Source organism: Streptomyces sirii (genome assembly GCF_045690365.1).
In the GTDB taxonomy this organism is placed as follows: domain Bacteria; phylum Actinomycetota; class Actinomycetes; order Streptomycetales; family Streptomycetaceae; genus Streptomyces; species Streptomyces sirii.
Genome location: NZ_CP147982.1, coordinates 1,677,638 through 1,695,334, shown reverse-complemented (window position 1 = coordinate 1,695,334; position 17,697 = coordinate 1,677,638). Strand labels below are relative to the sequence as shown.

At 75.4% G+C, this 17,697-nt stretch carries 2 protein-coding genes (1 of these 2 running past the window's edge); both read left to right on the top strand.

From position 1 onward, the window contains the following. Positions 1 to 6 precede the first annotated feature (6 nt). On the top strand, positions 7 to 9,603 hold the full coding sequence (locus WAB15_RS07715) for an SDR family NAD(P)-dependent oxidoreductase (protein WP_407285773.1): 9,597 nt from the start codon (positions 7 to 9) through the stop codon (positions 9,601 to 9,603). A gap of 68 nt (positions 9,604 to 9,671) precedes the next feature. Next, on the top strand, positions 9,672 to 17,697 hold the start of the coding sequence (locus WAB15_RS07710) for an SDR family NAD(P)-dependent oxidoreductase (protein WP_407285772.1). The gene runs 16,202 nt beyond the window's last position; the window shows 8,026 of its 24,228 coding nt (coding positions 1–8,026); it begins with the start codon at positions 9,672 to 9,674; its stop codon lies off the right edge, out of view.

The window sequence follows — 17,697 nt, the reverse complement described above, 5'->3', positions numbered from 1 at the left end:
CGCGCCATGAACAAGGAGAACGGCGTCCTCGCCGACGACCGGGACATCGCCGTCATCGGCCTGTCCCTGCGGCTGCCCGGCTCGCGCACGCCCGAGGAGTTCTGGAGCCACCTTGCCGCGGGCCGCTCGCTGATCAGCGAGGTCCCCGAGCGCCGCTGGCGCAAGGAGGACCATCTCGGCCATCCGCGCCGCGAGTTCAACAAGACCAACAGCGTCTGGGGCGGCTTCGTCGACGACGCCGACTGCTTCGACGCCGACTTCTTCCAGATCTCCCCGCGCGAGGCGCAGTCCATGGACCCGCAGCAGCGGATGGCCCTGGAGCTGAGCTGGCACGCCCTGGAGGACGCCGGCTACCGGGCCGACCGCGTCGCGGGCTCCGCCACCGGCGTCTTCATGGGCGTATGCCACTGGGACTACGCCGAGCTGATCGAGCGGGAAGTCGAGGAGATCGACGCCTACTACCCGACCGGCGCCGCGTACGCGATCATCGCCAACCGGGTCTCCCACCACTTCGACCTGCGCGGCCCGAGCGTCGTCAACGACACCGCCTGCGCCGGCTCGCTGGTGGCCGTGCAGCAGGCGGTGTCGGCCCTCCAGGCCGGCGACTGCGACCTCGCGCTCGCCGGCGGGGTCAATCTGACCTGGTCGCCGCGGCACTTCATCGCCTTCGCCAAGGCGGGCATGCTCTCGCCCGACGGCCTGTGCCGGGCCTTCGACGCCGACGCCAACGGCTATGTGCGCGGCGAGGGCGGCGGCATCGTCCTGCTGAAGCGGGCCGCGGACGCCCGCCGCGACGGCGACGCCGTGCACGCCGTGATCAAGGGCATCGGCAGCAACCACGGCGGGCGCACCAGCTCGCTGACCGTCACCAACCCGGCCGCACAGGCCGAACTGATCGCCGGGGTCTACCGCAAGGCCGGCATCGCGCCCGAGACCGTCGGCTACGTGGAGACCCACGGCCCCGGCACACCCGTCGGGGACCCCATCGAGGTCCGCGGGCTGAAGCAGGCCTTCGCCGACCTGGCCGCGGACCGGCCCGAGCCGGCCGCGGCCCACCGGTGCGGCATCGGCTCGGTGAAGACCAACATCGGCCACCTGGAAGGGGCCGCCGGCATCGCGGGCATGCTCAAGGTCATCCTCGCCATGCGCCACCGCAAGCTGCCCGCGACGGTCAACTTCCGCAAGCTCAACCCCCTCATCAACCTCGACGGCAGCCCGCTGTACGTCCTCGACCGGCTCACCGACTGGACCGCCGAAGGGTCCGTACCGCTGCGTGCCGGCGTCAGCTCCTTCGGATTCGGCGGCACCAACGCCCACGCCCTGCTGGAGGCCGCGGACCCGGTGGCCGCCACCGAGGACACCGGTGAGCAGTGGCTCCCGGTGTCCGCCAAGGACGCCGACCGGCTCCGCGAGACCTGCGACCGGCTCGCCCGCTGGGTCCGCACCCGGATCGAGCAGGGCGACGCCCCGTCCCTGACGGATGTCGCCCGTACGCTGCGCGAGGGCCGGGTGCCGCTGCGCGAGCGCGTGGTGTTCCGGGCCAGCGGCGTCGAGGAGTGGGCGGCGCAGCTGGAGAGCGTCGCCGCGGGGCAGGAGCCGCCCGCGGACTGCCCGCGCGGCCGGGCCGGCGCCGAGGCCCCCGAGGGCCTGGACGCGGACGATCTGACGGCCCTGGCCGAGCGCTGGCTGGAGCAGGAGAGGTGGGACAAGTTCGCGGCCGCCTGGGCCCAGGGCCTGCCCGTGGACTGGGCGCAGTGGCCCGAGCGCGGCCGCCGGATGCACCTGCCCGGCTATGCGTTCGCCCGTACGCCGCACTGGTTCCAGCCGACCCGCGACGACACGGCCCGGGGGCCAGAGCGCGGTGCGACGGACACCGGACCGGAGCGCGGTGCGACGGACCTCGCGCCCGTCGCGCCCGCCCCGCTCGGCGAAGGCCAGGCGCACGGCGGCAGTTGGACCTTCCCCCTGCACTTCGACGCCGGACAGGGATTCGTCCGCGACCACCTCGTCAACGGCGCACGGATCGTCCCGGGCGTGCTGGCCCTGGAACTCGTCACCGCGGCGGCCGGCCGGGCCGCCGTCGCGGGCACCAGGGCCGAACTCGCGCCCCGTATCCGCAACGCGGTGTGGATCCGGCCGCTGCTCGTCGGCGACGCCGGGCTGTTCCCCCAGCTCCGCCTGACGCCCGCCGCCGACGGCTACGACTACGCGATCACCGATGGCGACGGCACGCCGTACACCAGCGGCCGGGTCGAGTACGGCGAGGCTGTCGAGGAGGTGCGGACGGACCCGGACGCGTTGCGCGAGCGGTTCCCCCGGCGCGTCGACGTCGCCGAGGGCTACGCCGCGCTGCGGTCCAGCGGGATCGAGCACGGGCACGCGCTGCGCGGCCTGCACGCCCTGCACCGCGGCCCGGACGGCGTGCTGGCCGAGCTGCGGCTGCCCGCGGGCACCCCGGACGGCATGGCGCTGCAGCCCGCGATCCTCGACAGCGCCCTGCTCGCCGCCCTGGCCCTCGGCCCGGTCGACGGCGGCTGGCGCCGGCCGGCCGCCCCCGCGGTGCCGTTCGCGCTCGACCGGCTCACCGTGCACGCGGCGACGACCGCGACGATGTGGGCGTGGCTGCGGCCGGCCGGCGGCGGCAAGGCGGCCGGGACGACCGGGGCCGACATCGATCTGTACGACGCCGACGGCCGGCTGTGCGTGCGGCTCTCCGGCTACACGTCGAGGGAGCTGCCCGCCGCCAAGCCGGCGGCCCCGGAAGGCGAACTCCTGGAGGTCACCGGTGTCTGGGAGGAGGCCCCCGCCCCGGACCCCGCAGCCGGGCAGGCCGCCCCGGCCGGTCCGGTGACGGTGCTCAACGCCGCACTGGACGGCGACCTCGCCGCGGCGAGCGCCGCGCGGCTGGGCATGGACGTCCGGCAGCTGCCGGTGGCCACCGATCCCGCCGCCACCGATGCCGCCGCCATGAAGGCGGCGTTCGAGGCCTGCTATCCGCAGGTCCGGCAACTCCTCGGCCAGGGACGGCAGGTGCTCGTCGTCGCGCCGGGCGCCCCGGACTCGCCGGTCTACGCGCCGCTGGCGGCGCTGCTGAAGACCGCAGAGCAGGAGAACCCCTCCTTCCGCGGCCGACTGGTGCTCCTCGACGCCTGCGACCCCCGCGACGCCGACCGCTTCGAGCGGGTGGTCCGAGCGGAGGCCGGCGCCGGAGACGACGCCGAAGTGGCCTACGACGCCCAGGACCGCCGAGTGCGGCACCGCTTCGTGGAGCTTCCTCCCGGCGAGGCGGGCGGGACGCTGCTGCGCGACGGCGGCGTCTACTGGATCACCGGCGGCGCCGGCGGACTCGGCCTGCTGCTCGCCGAGCGGCTCTGCGAGCGCCACCGCGCCACGGTCGTCGTCAGCGGCCGCTCGGCGGACAGCCCGGACGTCCTGGCCCTGCGGGCCCGCCTGGCCCGCGGCGAGGTGGCCTACCGCCGCACCGACGTCACGGACCCGGACGCGGTGCGGGACACGGTGGCGGACATCCGCGCGCTCCACGGACGGCTCGACGGCGTGTTCCACGCGGCCGGCGTCCTCGACGACGGCTACCTCGCGAACAAACCCCTCGCCGGCACCGCCGCCGTGCTCGCGCCCAAGGTGGACGGCGCCACCTACATCGACGACGCGACGCGCGCCGACGGCCTGGACTTCCTGGTGCTGTTCGGCTCCGTGGCGGGCGCCTTCGGCAACGCCGCGCAGGGCGACTACGCCGCCGCCAACGCCTTCCTCGACGCGTTCGCCGCACGCCGGCAGGCCGCCGGCCGGGCGACCCGCTCGGTGGACTGGCCGCTGTGGGCCGACGGCGGCATGCGCGTGGACGACGCCAGCCTCGCCTATCTGCGCAAGCGCACCGGGACCGTGCCGCTGCCGAGCGGGACCGGCCTGGACGCGCTGGAGCGCGCACTGCACCCCGCCGCGCCGGTGCGCCGCGTGGTGCTCTTCGGGGAGCGCGCCAAGCTGCGCGGGTACGCGGGCCTGGACCGCGCCGCGAAGCCCGAGCCGGGCACGTCCGCGGCGGTGCGCGGGGCGGCCCCGCCGGCCGCCTTGGACGAGGTCGAACTCCTCACCCGTACACAGGACCTGCTGCGGAACCTGTTCGCCGAGGTGACCCTGCAGGACCCCGAGGACATCCTGGCCGAGGAGAAGCTGGAGACCTACGGCATCGACTCGATCTCCATCGTCGAGCTGACCAGCAGGCTGGAGGACACCTTCGGGTCGCTGCCCAAGACGCTCTTCTTCGAGTACGTCGATCTGCGGGGCGCGGCCGGCTACTTCGTCGCCGAGCACCGCGAACGGCTCCTGGAGCTCTTCGCCCCCGAAGCATCCGCGTCCGAGGCGCCCGCGGTCGAGGAGCCGCCCGCGCCCGCCGCCGAGGTGCCCGCCGCCGAACAGCCCCGCGCGCCCGCGCCCGCGGCCGGGCCCGCCCCGGTCGTCCGGCCCGCCGACCCGGACCGCCACGACATCGCGGTGATCGGCATGGCGGGACGGTACCCGGGCGCCGACACCCTGGAGGAGTTCTGGGAGCTGCTCAGCGAGGGCCGGCACAGCTTCGAACCCGTCCCGGAGTCGCGGTGGCGGCACAGCGACATCTACTTCGACGAGCGCGACGTCGACGGCAAGACCGTCGTCAAGACCGGCACGTTCCTGCGGGACGTCGAGGCGTTCGACCCGCGCTACTTCAACATCTCCCAGCGCGACGCCGAGCTGCTGTCCCCGGAGGTACGGCTGTTCCTGCAGGCGGGCGTGACGGCCCTGGAGGACGCGGGTTACTCACGCGAGACGCTGCGGCGCCGCTACGACGGCGACGTCGGCGTGCTCGTCGGCTCGATGAACAACAGCTACTCGCTCTACGGCTTCCAGAACATGCTGATGCGCGGCACCGCGACCAGCGGCAGCGAGCTCGGCGTGATGGCGAACATGCTGTCCTACCACTACGGCTTCACCGGGCCGTCGGCGTTCCTCGACACCATGTGCTCCTCGGCGTCGGCCTGCGTCCACCAGGCCGTGCGCATGCTGCGCGGTGACGAGTGCCGGGTGGCCGTCGTCGGCGGTATCAACCTGATGCTGCACCCGTACGACCTCATCGCGACCTCGCAGGCGCACTTCACCACCAAGTCGGCCGACGTCGTGCGCAGTTACGGCCTCGGTGCCGACGGCACGATCCTGGGCGAAGGCGTGGGCACGCTCGTGCTCAAGCCGCTGGCCGATGCCGTCGCCGACGGCGACCACGTCTACGGCGTGATCAAGGGCAGCGGTATGACCAACGCCGGGGTCCGCAACGGCTTCACGGTGCCGAGCCCGCAGCAGCAGGCCCGCGCCATCGAGAAGGCGCTGGACGACGCCGGGGTCGACGCCCGCACGATCAGTTACCTGGAGGGCCACGGCTCGGCGACCTCCCTCGGCGACCCCATCGAGATCAAGGGCGCCGCCCTCGCGTTCGGCCGCCACACCCCGGACCTGGGGTTCTGCGCGCTGGGCTCGGTCAAGTCCAACGTGGCGCACCTGCTGTCGGGATCCGGCATGGCCGGCCTGACCAAGGTGCTGCTCCAGCTCAAGCACCGCACGCTGGCGCCCTCGCTGCACGCGGAGACGCTCAGCTCGGCGATCGACTTCGACAACACGCCGTTCGTGGTGCAGCGCCGCCGCGACCCCTGGCGGCGCCCCGTGGTCGGCGGCGAGGAGGTGCCGCGCCGGGCGGGCGTGACGTCCATCGGTGCCGGCGGCATCAATGTGCACCTCGTCGTCGAGGAGTACGACGGGCGGGTCGCCGCCGCACCCGACAGCGGCCGCCCGCGGCTGCTGGTGTTCTCCGCCATGACGCCCAAGGCCCTGCGGACGGTGCTGCGCGATATGCACGCGCACGTACGGCGGACCGCACCGGGCCTGGACGCCTTCGCGTACACCCTGCAGACCGGCAAGAACGAACTGCCGTGCCGACTGGCCTTCGTCGCCGACGACCTCGCCGACGCCGAGGCCCGGTTGGCCGAGCTGTCCGCCGTGGACCTCACGGCGCAGTCGCCCGTCGTGCCCGCGGGCGTGCACTTCACGGCGAGCACACTGCGGCGCCGGCGCACCGCCGACGCGGCGACCGTCGAACAGGCCCTGCGCGACGGCGGCCAGGCGGAGCTGGCGCGGCACTGGGCGGACGGCGCGAGCGTCGACTGGGACCGGCTGTGGCCGGTGGGCGGCCGCCCGGCCAAGGCGTCGCTGCCCGCCTACCCCTTCGACAAGGTGCGCTGCTGGTACCCCGAGGACGACGACGCGCCCAGTGTGCTGCGGCCGCTCGCCTTCACCCGGCGCGCGCACCCCTGGGTCGGCACCAACGCCTCCGACCTCAACGGCGTGCGCTACCGCCTCCGGCTGCGCGGCGACGAACTCCTCGACTACGTCTACACCGTGGGACGCAAGCGCCGTTACGCCACCGTGGCGCTGCTGGACGCGGGCCTGGCCTTCGCCCGGCTCGCCGGGCTGGCGGGGCCGCTGCGGCTGCGCCGCGCGCGGTGGGCCGCGCTCCCCTCGCCCGCGGACGCCCCCGAGGCGTTCACCTGGCGGCTGGGCGCGTCCGACGACGGCGGGCACCGCGTCGAGCTGTGGGACGCCGACGAGGCCACGCTCCACTTCGCCGCCGACGTCGTACCGTCCGCGCCCGCCGAGGACGCCTCGATGCCGCAGGTGCTGACCGCGCCCGAGACCCTCGACCGGGACGGCCTGTACGCCGCGCTCGGCGGCGCCGGTCTCGACGCCCGGCCGTACGCGCGCAGCGTCGAAGGGGTCACCGAACTCGACGGCCACCGGCTGCTCGTCCGGGTCGCCGAACCGGCCATGTGCCAGGACCCGCACAAGCGGCAGGTGCAGCTCCCGGCCTGGGCGCTCGCCGGGCTGGTCCAGGGCGTCGCGCACGCCTGGGGCCGGGCCGACGCCGAAGTGGTGCGGGTCGGATCGGTGCAGGGCGAGCAGTGGGAGCGCACCCGGGCGATCGTGCTGGCGCGGACGTCCGAAGCGGTCTTCCATGTGGCCTTCCTCGACGCGGACGGCCGGGTGCTGGGCCGGATCGAGGACGCCGAGTTCACCGTCGGCGGCCTTGAGCCGACACTTCCCGGCGAGGCCGAACGGGCACCGGTGGCGCTGCCGCCGACGTCGCGTCCGGCGCTGCCGATGCCGAGTGGTGCGGGGGAGCGGTGGCCGGTGGCCGTGCGGCCGGAGCCCGAGCGGCCGGAGCCCGAGCGGCCCGTGACCGCCGCGGCGGTCGGGGAAGCTCCGGCGGCGCTGATCGTCGCGCTCCGCGAGGCCGTCGCCGACCTGCTCAAGTTCGACCTGGCCGAGATCGACCTCGACACGCACTTCCACGCGTACGGCTTCGAGTCCATCGCGCTGGCCAAACTGGCCTCGGAACTCAACGACATCCTCGGCACGGACCTGACCCCCGCCGTCTTCTTCGAGTGCCCCGACATCCGCAGCCTCGCCGAGCATCTGCTCGACCGCCACGGCCCCGAGCTGACCCTCCCCGCGGTCGCCGACGCACCCGCGCCGGTCGCCGCCACGGGGTCGTCCCCGGAGGCGTCCCCGCAGCCGCTGCCGGCAACCGACCCGTTGCCGGCGTCCGCGCCGGACGACGACGCGGTGGCCATCGTCGGCGCCGCCGGACGGTTCCCCGGCGCGGACGACCTGGACGCCTTCTGGCAGCGGCTGCGGGCCGGCGAGGACCTGGTCTCCGACTACCCCGGCGACCGCTTCGACGGCCCCTACGCGGACGTCGTGGCGCGGGCGGACTTCCCGAAGTACGCCGGTCTGATCGAGGACGTGGACCGCTTCGACGCGGACTTCTTCCACCTCTCGCGGCTCGAAGCGGAGCTGATGGACCCCCAGCACCGCCTGGCACTGCAGACCGTGTGGGCCGCGCTGGAGAACGGCGGCTACGCCCCGGCGCGCCTCCCCGCCAGTACCGGCGTCTACTTCGGCGTCTCCGGCGGCGACTACCACCACCTGCTCAACGCCAGCGGCGTGGCACCCGACGGCTTCACCGCCACCGGTAACGCCCACTCGATGCTGGCCAACCGGATCTCCTACGTGCTGGACGTGAACGGGCCGAGCGAACCCGTCGACACGGCCTGCTCCAGCTCGCTGGTGGCGCTGCACCGCGCCGTCGAGAGCATCCGGTCGGGCCGCTGCGAGATGGCCGTCGCGGGCGGGGTCAACCTGCTGCTGAGCGTGGACACCTTCGCCGCGACGCAGATGGCGGGCATGCTCAGCCCGGACGGCCGCTGCAAGACCTTCGCCGCCGGAGCCGACGGATACGTACGCGCCGAGGGCGTCGCCGCGGTGCTGCTCAAGCCGCTCGCCCGAGCCCTGCGGGACGGCGACGCCGTCTGGGGCGTGGTCCGCGGCAGCGCCGAGAACCACGGCGGCCGCGCCGGCTCCCTGACCGCCCCCAACGGCAGGGCGCAGACCGCGCTGATCCAGGACGCGATGCGCGGCATCGACCCGGACGGCATCGGCTACGTCGAGGCGCACGGCACGGGCACCGGCCTCGGCGACCCGGTCGAGGTCAACGCCCTCGACAGCGCCTACCGTGCGCTGCGCACCGCCGAGGGCAGGCCGCCGCACCCGGACCGGCCGTGCGCGCTCGGCTCGGTGAAGAGCAACATCGGCCACGCGGAGTCGGCCGCGGGCCTGGCCGGAGTGCTGAAGGTGCTGCTCGCCATGCGCCACCGCGAGCTGCCGGCGAGCCTGCACTGCGACCGGCTCAACCCGCAACTGCCGTTCGACGGCGGCGGTTTCGAGGTGGTGCGCGAGCTGCGCCGCTGGGAGCCGCGCACCGACGCCACCGGGCGGCCGCAGCCTCTGCGGGCCGGGGTGAGCAGCTTCGGCTTCGGCGGCGCCAACGCCCATGTCGTCCTCGAAGCACCGCCCGCGGCGTCCGCACCGGTGGCGCCGGCCCGTCCGGCCGCCTCCCAGGCCATCGTGCTGTCCGCCCGCGACGACGGCCGGCTGCGTGCCGCGGCCGGACGGCTGCGGGACTTCCTCGACCGGGCGCGCCGCGACGGGCACGCCCCGGAGCTTGCGGACCTGGCGTTCACCCTCCAGGTCGGCCGGGAGGCCATGGAAGCGCGCCTGGGCTTCGTCGCCGGAAGCATCGACGAGGTACTCGGCACGCTGGACCGGTTCCTCGCGGGCGGCGAGCCCGCCGGCTGGCACACCGGCGGCCTGCGGCGCTCGCGCGGCGCCGGCGTACGGCGCGAGCCGGAGCAGTCCCCCGAGGTCACCCGGGCCCTGCACGACGGACGGCTCGACCACGTCACCGCCCTGTGGTGCGACGGAGCCCCGGTCGACTGGCAGGCGGGCCATCGGGCGGGCGAGCGCCGCACCGTGCGGCTGCCCGGCTACCCCTTCGCCCGCGACCGCTACTGGGTGCCCGCGGACGGCCCGGCCCCCGTGCCACCGCCCGCCGCTCCCGCCCCGGCCCCCGCGGCCGAGCCCGCGTTCGAGACCGACGCCCGTGCGGCGCTGCTCGACGCGGTCCTCGACGGCCGGGTCGACCCGGACGCCCTGAGCCGGATCTGACACCTCCCCCCCTGCCTCCTGACTGGACCGGGCGGCCCGGCCGCCCAGTGACCTGGAACGGAATGAACGTGAGCAGAAACATCCTTCGTGTGCCGGCCTGGCACGACGAACCGGTGCGAGGGCGCACCGCGACCCCCGCGACCCGTCGGCTGGTCGTGCTGTGCGACGCCTCCGACGCGGACGTGACCGCCCTGCGCCGTCAGCTGCCCGGTGTGTCCGTCGCCCGTGTGGAAAGCCGCGGTGACGGACCGGCCGCCGCCTACGAGCACGCGGCGACCCTGCTGCTCGGCGAGCTCCAGCGGCTGCTGAACCAGCCCGCCGGTGGCTCCCGTTCCGTGCAGGTCGTGTGCCGCGAGGGCACTTCGTACGGCTACGCCGGTCTGCTCGGCATGCTGCGCACCGCCGCACAGGAGGACCCGGCGCTGCACGGGCAGCTGATCGAGTTCACGCGGTGGCCGTCGGGCGAGGAACTCGCCGACGTACTGCGGGCGGAGTCCGGACAGGAGGCGGACCACGTACGCCACACCGACGGCCGCCGCCAGGTCCGCACCTGGGCGGCGGCCCCGGGCGCGGCGGCACCCCCGCCGGTGTGGAAGGCCGACGGCGTCTACCTGATCACCGGGGGAGCGGGCGGCGTCGGTCGGCTGGTCGCCGCCGACATCGCCACCCACGCCCCCGGCGCCCGGGTCGTGCTGTGCGGACGCTCGCCGGAGGGGCGGCCGGGCCCGGGGACCGAGTACCGCCGGCTGGACGTCACCGACGCCGCCGCCGTGGCGGACCTGGTCGACTCCCTTGTGGGCACGTACGGCAGGCTCGACGGGGTCGTGCACGCGGCGGGCCTGATCAGCGACGACTATGTGATCCGCAAGTCGCACCAGGACGCCCAGCGGGTTCTGGCGCCGAAGGTGGCCGGGCTGGTCAACCTCGACGAGGCCACTCGCGGTCTGCCGCTGGACTTCCTCGCGGCGTTCTCCTCCGGTGCCGGGACGCGGGGCAACCCCGGGCAGGCCGACTACGCCGCCGCCAACGGGTTCCTCGACGCCTACCTCGCCCACCGCGCCGTACTGGCCGCCGCGGGCGAGCGCCACGGCACGAGCGTCTCGATCGGCTGGCCGCTGTGGCGGGACGGCCAGATGAGCGTCCCGGCCGAGGAACTGCCCGCGCTCACCGCCCGCTTCGGGCGCCCCCTGGCGACGGACACCGCGCTGCGGGCCCTGCACGGCGCACTGGCGCTCGGCACACCACACCTACTGGTCATGGACGAGGAGAGCGCAGTGGACGCGCAAGCCCCGCAGGAGGCGGAGACGACGCAGACGCAGACGCAGACGCAGACGGAGCCGGCGCGGCTGCGGGCACGCGTACTGCCGCTGCTGAAGGAGCTGATCGCCCGGACGGTGCGGTTGGACGCCGCCCGGCTGGACGCGGCCGCGCCGCTCGACGGCTTCGGCATCGACTCGCTGGCCGTGACCCGGCTCAACCGCCACTTCGCGCGGTGGTTCGGCGCCCTGCCCAAGACGGTGCTCTACCAGTACCCGACGCTGAACGACCTGGCCGGCCACCTCGCGGAGCAGCACGCGGACGGCTGCCGCCGCTGGCTGGACGACGCGGCGGGGACGGGCCCCGCGCCGGAGGCGACGGCCGCGACCGCCGCGCCGGGCACGCCGCGGGCCGACGAGACCGCCGCACCGGTGCGCCCCCGAACCCGCGCGGCGAGGACGCCGCGTCCGGTCGGCGCGGACGAGCCGATCGCCATCATCGGCCTCAGCGGGCGCTACCCGGGTGCCGCGACCCTGGAGGCGTTCTGGGAGAACCTGCGCGCGGGCCGTGAGAGCGTCCGCGAGATCCCCGCCGAGCGCTGGTCGCTGGACGGCTTCTTCGAACCGGACCCGCAGCGGGCCGTGGAGCGGGGTGCCAGCTACAGCAAGTGGGGCGCCTTCCTCGACGACTTCGCCCGGTTCGACGCCGCGTTCTTCGGGATCGCACCGCGCGACGCCGCCGACATGGACCCGCAGGAACGGCTGTTCGTCGAGAGCGCCTGGTCGGTGCTGGAGGACGCCGGCTACACCCGGCGGCGCCTCGCCGAGCGGCACGGCTCGTCGGTCGGCGTCTTCGCCGGGATCACCAAGACCGGCTTCGACCGCCACCGCCCGCCGGCCACCGACGGACTGCCGCCCGCACCCCGTACGTCCTTCGGCTCGCTGGCCAACCGGGTGTCGTACCTGTTGGACCTGCGCGGCCCGAGCATGCCGATCGACACCATGTGCTCGTCGTCGCTGACCGCGATCCACGAGGCGTGCGAGCACTTGCGCCACGGCGCGTGCGAGCTGGCCATCGCCGGCGGCGTCAACCTCTACCTGCACCCCTCCTCGTACGTCGAGCTGAGCCGCTCCCGGATGCTCGCCACCGACGGGCACTGCCGCAGCTTCGGCGCGGGCGGCGACGGGTTCCTGCCCGGCGAGGGCGTCGGCGCGGTGCTGCTCAAGCCGCTGGCCGCGGCCGAGGCCGACGGCGACCCCGTCCACGCGGTGATCGTCGGCTCCGCCATCAACCACGGCGGGCGCACCAACGGCTACACCGTGCCCAACCCGCGCGCACAGGCCGCGCTGATCCGCGACGCCCTCGACCGCGCCGGGGTGTCCGCCGCCGGCATCGGCTACGTCGAGGCGCACGGCACCGGCACCCGGCTCGGCGACCCCGTCGAGATCGACGGCCTGACCCAGGCCTTCGCGCCCGACACCGGGGAGAGCAGCGCCTGCGCCCTCGGCTCGGTCAAGTCGAACATCGGTCACCTGGAGGCCGCCGCGGGCATCGCGGGCCTGACCAAGGCCGTACTGCAGCTGCGGCACGGCGAGTTCGCGCCCACCCTGCACGCCGAGCGGACCAACCCCGACATCGACTTCGCGGCCACCCCGTTCACCCTGCAGACGGGCGGGGCCCCCTGGCCGCGGCCCGCGGACGGCGGCCCGCGGATGGCCGGCATCTCCTCGTTCGGCGCGGGCGGCGCCAACGCCCATGTCATCGTCGCCGAGTACCGGGGCACGACGCCCGCACCCGCCACGCCCGCGCCGTCCGTACGGCCGGTGCTGCTGCCGCTGTCCGCCCGGACCACCGAGGACCTGCGCGCACGGGCCGGCCAACTCGCCGACCTGCTGCGCTCCGGGGCCCCCGTGGACCTGCCCGCCGTCGCGGCCACCCTGCAGACCGGCCGCGAGGAGATGGACGAGCGGGTGTGCTTCGTCGCGATCACCCCGGGGGAGTGGCTCGACCAGCTGTCCGCCTTCCTCGCCGACCCCGACTCCGACCCCGAGGCCGGGGGCTCGTGGTCCCGCGGCCGCGTCCGGGCCACCCGCGAGGCCCTGGCCGCCCTGGCGGAGAAGGACGAACTGCGCGAGCTCGTCGCCCGCTGGATCGGCCGCGGCGACTGGCGGGAGCTGGCCGCCTTCTGGGCCAAGGGCATGCCGCTGGACTGGGCCCGCCTGCACACCGGTACGAAGGCGCCCGCACGGGTCCACCTGCCCGCCTACCCCTTCGCCGGACGGCGCTTCTGGTACGGCCCGGTCGGCGGCGAGCAGCCGGAGACGACGCCGGCCGCCGCCCCGCCCGGGACGGCGGCGGCCGGGACCGCCGACATCGAGCGCATCCTGCTCGACGCGCTGGCCGAGGCCCTGCAGATGCCGGTCGCCGAGATCGAGCGCCGCCGCCCCTTCGCCGACTACGGCCTGGACTCCATCCTCGGCGTGAACCTGGTCCACACGCTCAACACGGCCCTGGGCACCGCGCTGGAGACCACCGACCTGTTCGACCACGGCACCGTCGAGCGCCTGCACGCGTTCCTCGTCGCCACCCGCGGTGACGCGCCGCGCGCGGCGGCCTCCCCGGCGACCGCCGCCGCGGCGCCGGACGACGACGCCGTCGCCGTCGTCGGGATGGCCGCCCGCTACGCCGACGCCGAGGACCCGCGCGCCCTGTGGGACCACCTGATGGCCGGCCACGACCTCGTCGAACCGGTGACCCGCTGGCCTCTCGGCCAGGACGTGGCCTGCCGCGCCGGCGGCTTCGTCCGCGGCATCGACCGGTTCGACCCGGTGTTCTTCGCCATCTCCGGCGTCGAGGCCGCCACGATGGACCCCCAGCAGCGGATCTTCCTCGAACAGTGCTGGAACGCCCTGGAGGACGCCGGCTACACCGGCGAACGCCTGACCCACCGCAACTGCGGTGTCTACGTGGGCTGTTACGCCGGCGACTACCATGACCAGCTGGCCGCCCGGCCGCCGGCGCAGGCCCTGTGGGGCACCATGGGCTCGGTCGTCGCCTCCCGGATCGCCTACCACCTCGACCTCAAGGGCCCCGCCCTCACCACCGACACCTCCTGCTCCAGCTCGTTGGTCTCGCTGCACCTCGCCTGCCGCGACCTGCTCTCCGGCGACGCCGATATGGCCCTCGCGGGCGGGGTGTTCATCCAGACCACGCCGCGGCTGTACGCGTCGGCGACGCGCGCGGGCATGCTCTCGCCCAGCGGCCGCTGCCACAGCTTCGACGCCCGCGCCGACGGCTTCGTCCCGGGCGAGGGCGCGGGCGCGGTCGTCCTCAAGCGGCTCGCCGACGCCCGCCGCGACGGCGACCACATCTACGGCATCGTCCGCGGCACGGGCATCAACCAGGACGGCACCACCAACGGCATCACCGCGCCCAGCGCCGCCTCGCAGGAACAGCTCCTGCGCGAGGTGCACACCGCATGCGGGATCGAGCCCGGCGGTATCCAGTTCGTCGAGGCCCACGGCACCGGCACCCAGCTCGGCGACCCGATCGAATTCCGCGCGCTGACCCGCGCGTTCGAGGGCGCCCCGGCCGGGAGCGCCGTCCTGGGATCGATCAAGACCAACATCGGGCACACCCAGTTCGCCGCCGGCATCGCGGGCGTCATCAAGGCGCTGCTGGCCCTGCGGCACCGGCAGATCCCGCCGTCGCTGCACTTCCAGGAGGCCAACCGGGCCGTCGTGCTCGACGGCAGCCCGTTCACCGTCACCACCACCGCGCAGCCCTGGGCCGAGCCCGCCCGCGGCCCGCGCCGGGCGGCCGTCAGCTCCTTCGGCGCCAGCGGCACCAACGCGCACGTCGTACTGGAGGAGCACCCGGTCCCCCAGAGCACCGGTGCGGGCGGGGAGCACGCCTTCCTGCTGTCGGCCCGCACCCCGGCCGCCCTGCGAACCGTCGCCGAACGGCTGCTCACCCACCTCGACCGCGAACCCGGCCTGCCCGCCGACGCCGTCGCCTACAGCCTCGCCGCGGGCCGCAGCCACTTCGCGCACCGCCTGGCCGTCGTCGCCACCGGCCTGCCCGACCTGGCGGCCCGCCTGCGCCGCTGGCTGTCCGGCACCGCCGGCGACACGGTGCTGCAGGGGGAGACCGCCGCGGACCCCCGCCCCGTCGGCGGTGTGCGCGCCCTGGCCCCGGCCGCGCTGGCCGCGGCGTACGTACGGGGCGAGGCCGACCGGTTCGCCGACAGCTTCGCGCCCGCCGCGCGCCGCCAAGTGTCGCTGCCGACCTACCCGTTCGAGCGGCAGCGCTACTGGGCCGACACCGACACCGACACCGACACCGGCGCCGACGCCGCCACCGGCACCCGGGACGGCCGGGCGCCCGAGGGCAGCGACGGGGCCGCCTACCGCCTGCGGCTCGACGGCGAGGAGTTCTTCCTGGCCGACCACCACGTGGGCGGCCGGGCCGTACTGCCCGGCGTGCTCGCGCTGGAGGTCGCCCGCCGCGCCGTGACCGGCGGCTCCTTCGCACCGGTCGGCCTGCGCGACGTGGTGTGGCCCGAGCCGTTCCCCGTCGGGGACGGCGGCGCCGAACTGCGCGTCGACCGGGACGGCGACGCCTTCCGCGTCCTGCGCGAGGACTCGGCCGTGCACGCCCAGGGCCGGACCGTCGCGCCCGGCGCGCCCCGGCCCGCGCGACTGGACGCCCTGCGGGCCCGCTGCGGCCGCCGCACCCTGTCGCACAGCCAGGTACGAGAGGCCCTCGACGCCGTCGGCATCCGCCACGGAGCGCGCCTGCGCGCCATCGACACCCTGGCCGTCGGCGACGGCGAGGTGCTGGCCCGGCTCGTACTGCCCGACGGCGCCCGCGACGGCGCCTTCGCGCTGCACCCCGCGATGCTCGACAGCGCCGTCCAGGCCGTCGTCGGCCTCTACGGCGACGCCACCGGCACGCTCGACGAACAACACGGCGCGCCCGCACTGCCGTTCGCCCTGGACGCCGCCGACCTCCTCGCCCCCACCTCCGAGCGCATGTGGGCCCACCTGCGCCATACCGAGGGCTACGCCCCCGCCGCCGACCAGGACGTGACGAAAGTCGACATCGACGTGTACGACGACGACGGACGGCTCTGCACGAGCCTGCGCGGCTACGCGTTCCGCCGGACGACCGCCCCGACCCGCGAGGCCCCCCGCGCGACGCTGCTGGCACCGGTCTGGGACGCCCTGCCCGCCGCGCCCGCCGCACCGTGGCCCCACCCGCAGGCCCGCGTCGTGCTGCTCGGCGGCACCGCCGAGGAACAGGACGGACTGCGCCGCCGCTACCCGGACGCCACCGTCCTGGACGCCCGCGCCGACGAGCCGGCCGACCGGCTGGCCGCGCGGCTGCCCGCCGGCGCCGAGCACCTCTTCTGGCTCGCTCCGGCCGGCGCCACCGGCGATCCGGCCGGGGCGCGGTGCGACGCCCCCCTCGCCGTCTTCCGCCTGGTCAAGGCGCTCCTGGCCGACGGCGCCGACGCCCGTGAACTGGGCCTGACGCTGGTCACCCGGCAGGCGCGCCGACTGCCGGGCGACGCCGGCTGCGACCCCGCCCACGCCGGTGTGCACGGCCTCGCCGGCACCCTGGCCAAGGAGTACCCGCACTGGCACCTCCGCGTCGCCGACGTCGAGGCGGACGCCCCCGTGCCCTGGTCGGCGCTGCTGGAACTGCCCGCCGACCCCCGCGGCGAGACCCTGGCCCACCGGCACGGCGAGTGGTACCGCCCGCGCCTGCTGGAGACGTACGAGCCCGGCGCCGTGGCCGCCCCGCCCGAGCCCGGCGGTGTGCTCGTGGCCATCGGCGGCGCCGGCGGCATCGGCACCGTGTGGACCGAGCACATGATGCGCCGGCACGGCGCCCGGGTCGTCTGGATCGGCCGCCGCCCCCTGGACGCCGATATCGCCGCCCGGCAGGAAGCACTGGCGGCGCACGGCCCCGCACCGGACTACATCCAGGCCGACGCGACCGATCCGGACGCGCTGCGCCGCGCCCGCGAGGAGATCGTGCGGCGGCACGGACCCGTGCGCGGCGTCCTGCACACCGCGATCGTCCTCGGCGACCAGACCCTGGCCCGGATGGACGAGGAGCGGTTTTGCACGACCTACGCCGCCAAGGCCGACATCGCGGTGAACCTCGCCGACGCCTTCGCCGGCCAGCCGCTTGAGTTCCTCGCGTTCTTCTCCTCCATGCAGGCCTTCTTCAAGGCCCCCGGCCAGGCCAACTACGCGGCGGGCTGCACCTTCGCCGACGCCTACGCCGAGCACCTGGCCACCCGGCTCGACTGCCCGGTCAAGGTCATGAACTGGGGCTACTGGGCCGGCGTCGGCATCGTCACCGCCGACGGCTACCGCCGGCGCATGGCGGCGCTCGGCCTGGGCTCGATCGAACCGGACGAGGGCATGGCCGCCTTCGACGCCCTGCTGGCCTCCCCGTACCCGCAGTTGGCACTGCTCAAGGCCACCGACACCCGCAGCATCGACGGCCTCCACGACGCCGACGCCCTCACCCACCCGGCCGCCACCGCCCCGTCCCTGATCGGCGCGCTGGGCGAGGACCGCCCCGACCGCAGCGCCGAGATCGCGCGGCTGCGCGAGCAGGCGGGCGGCCACGCCGGCGCCATGCAGGACGCACTCGTCGACATCACCTGGGCGCTGCTTTCGTCCCTGGGCCTGTTCCGCGACGGCCGCGCGGCCACCGCCGCCGAGTGGCGCGCCGTCGGCGGCATCGAGGACCGCTACCAGCGCTGGACCGAGCACACCCTCGCCGTACTCGCCGACGCGGGCCGTCTGCGCCGCGCGG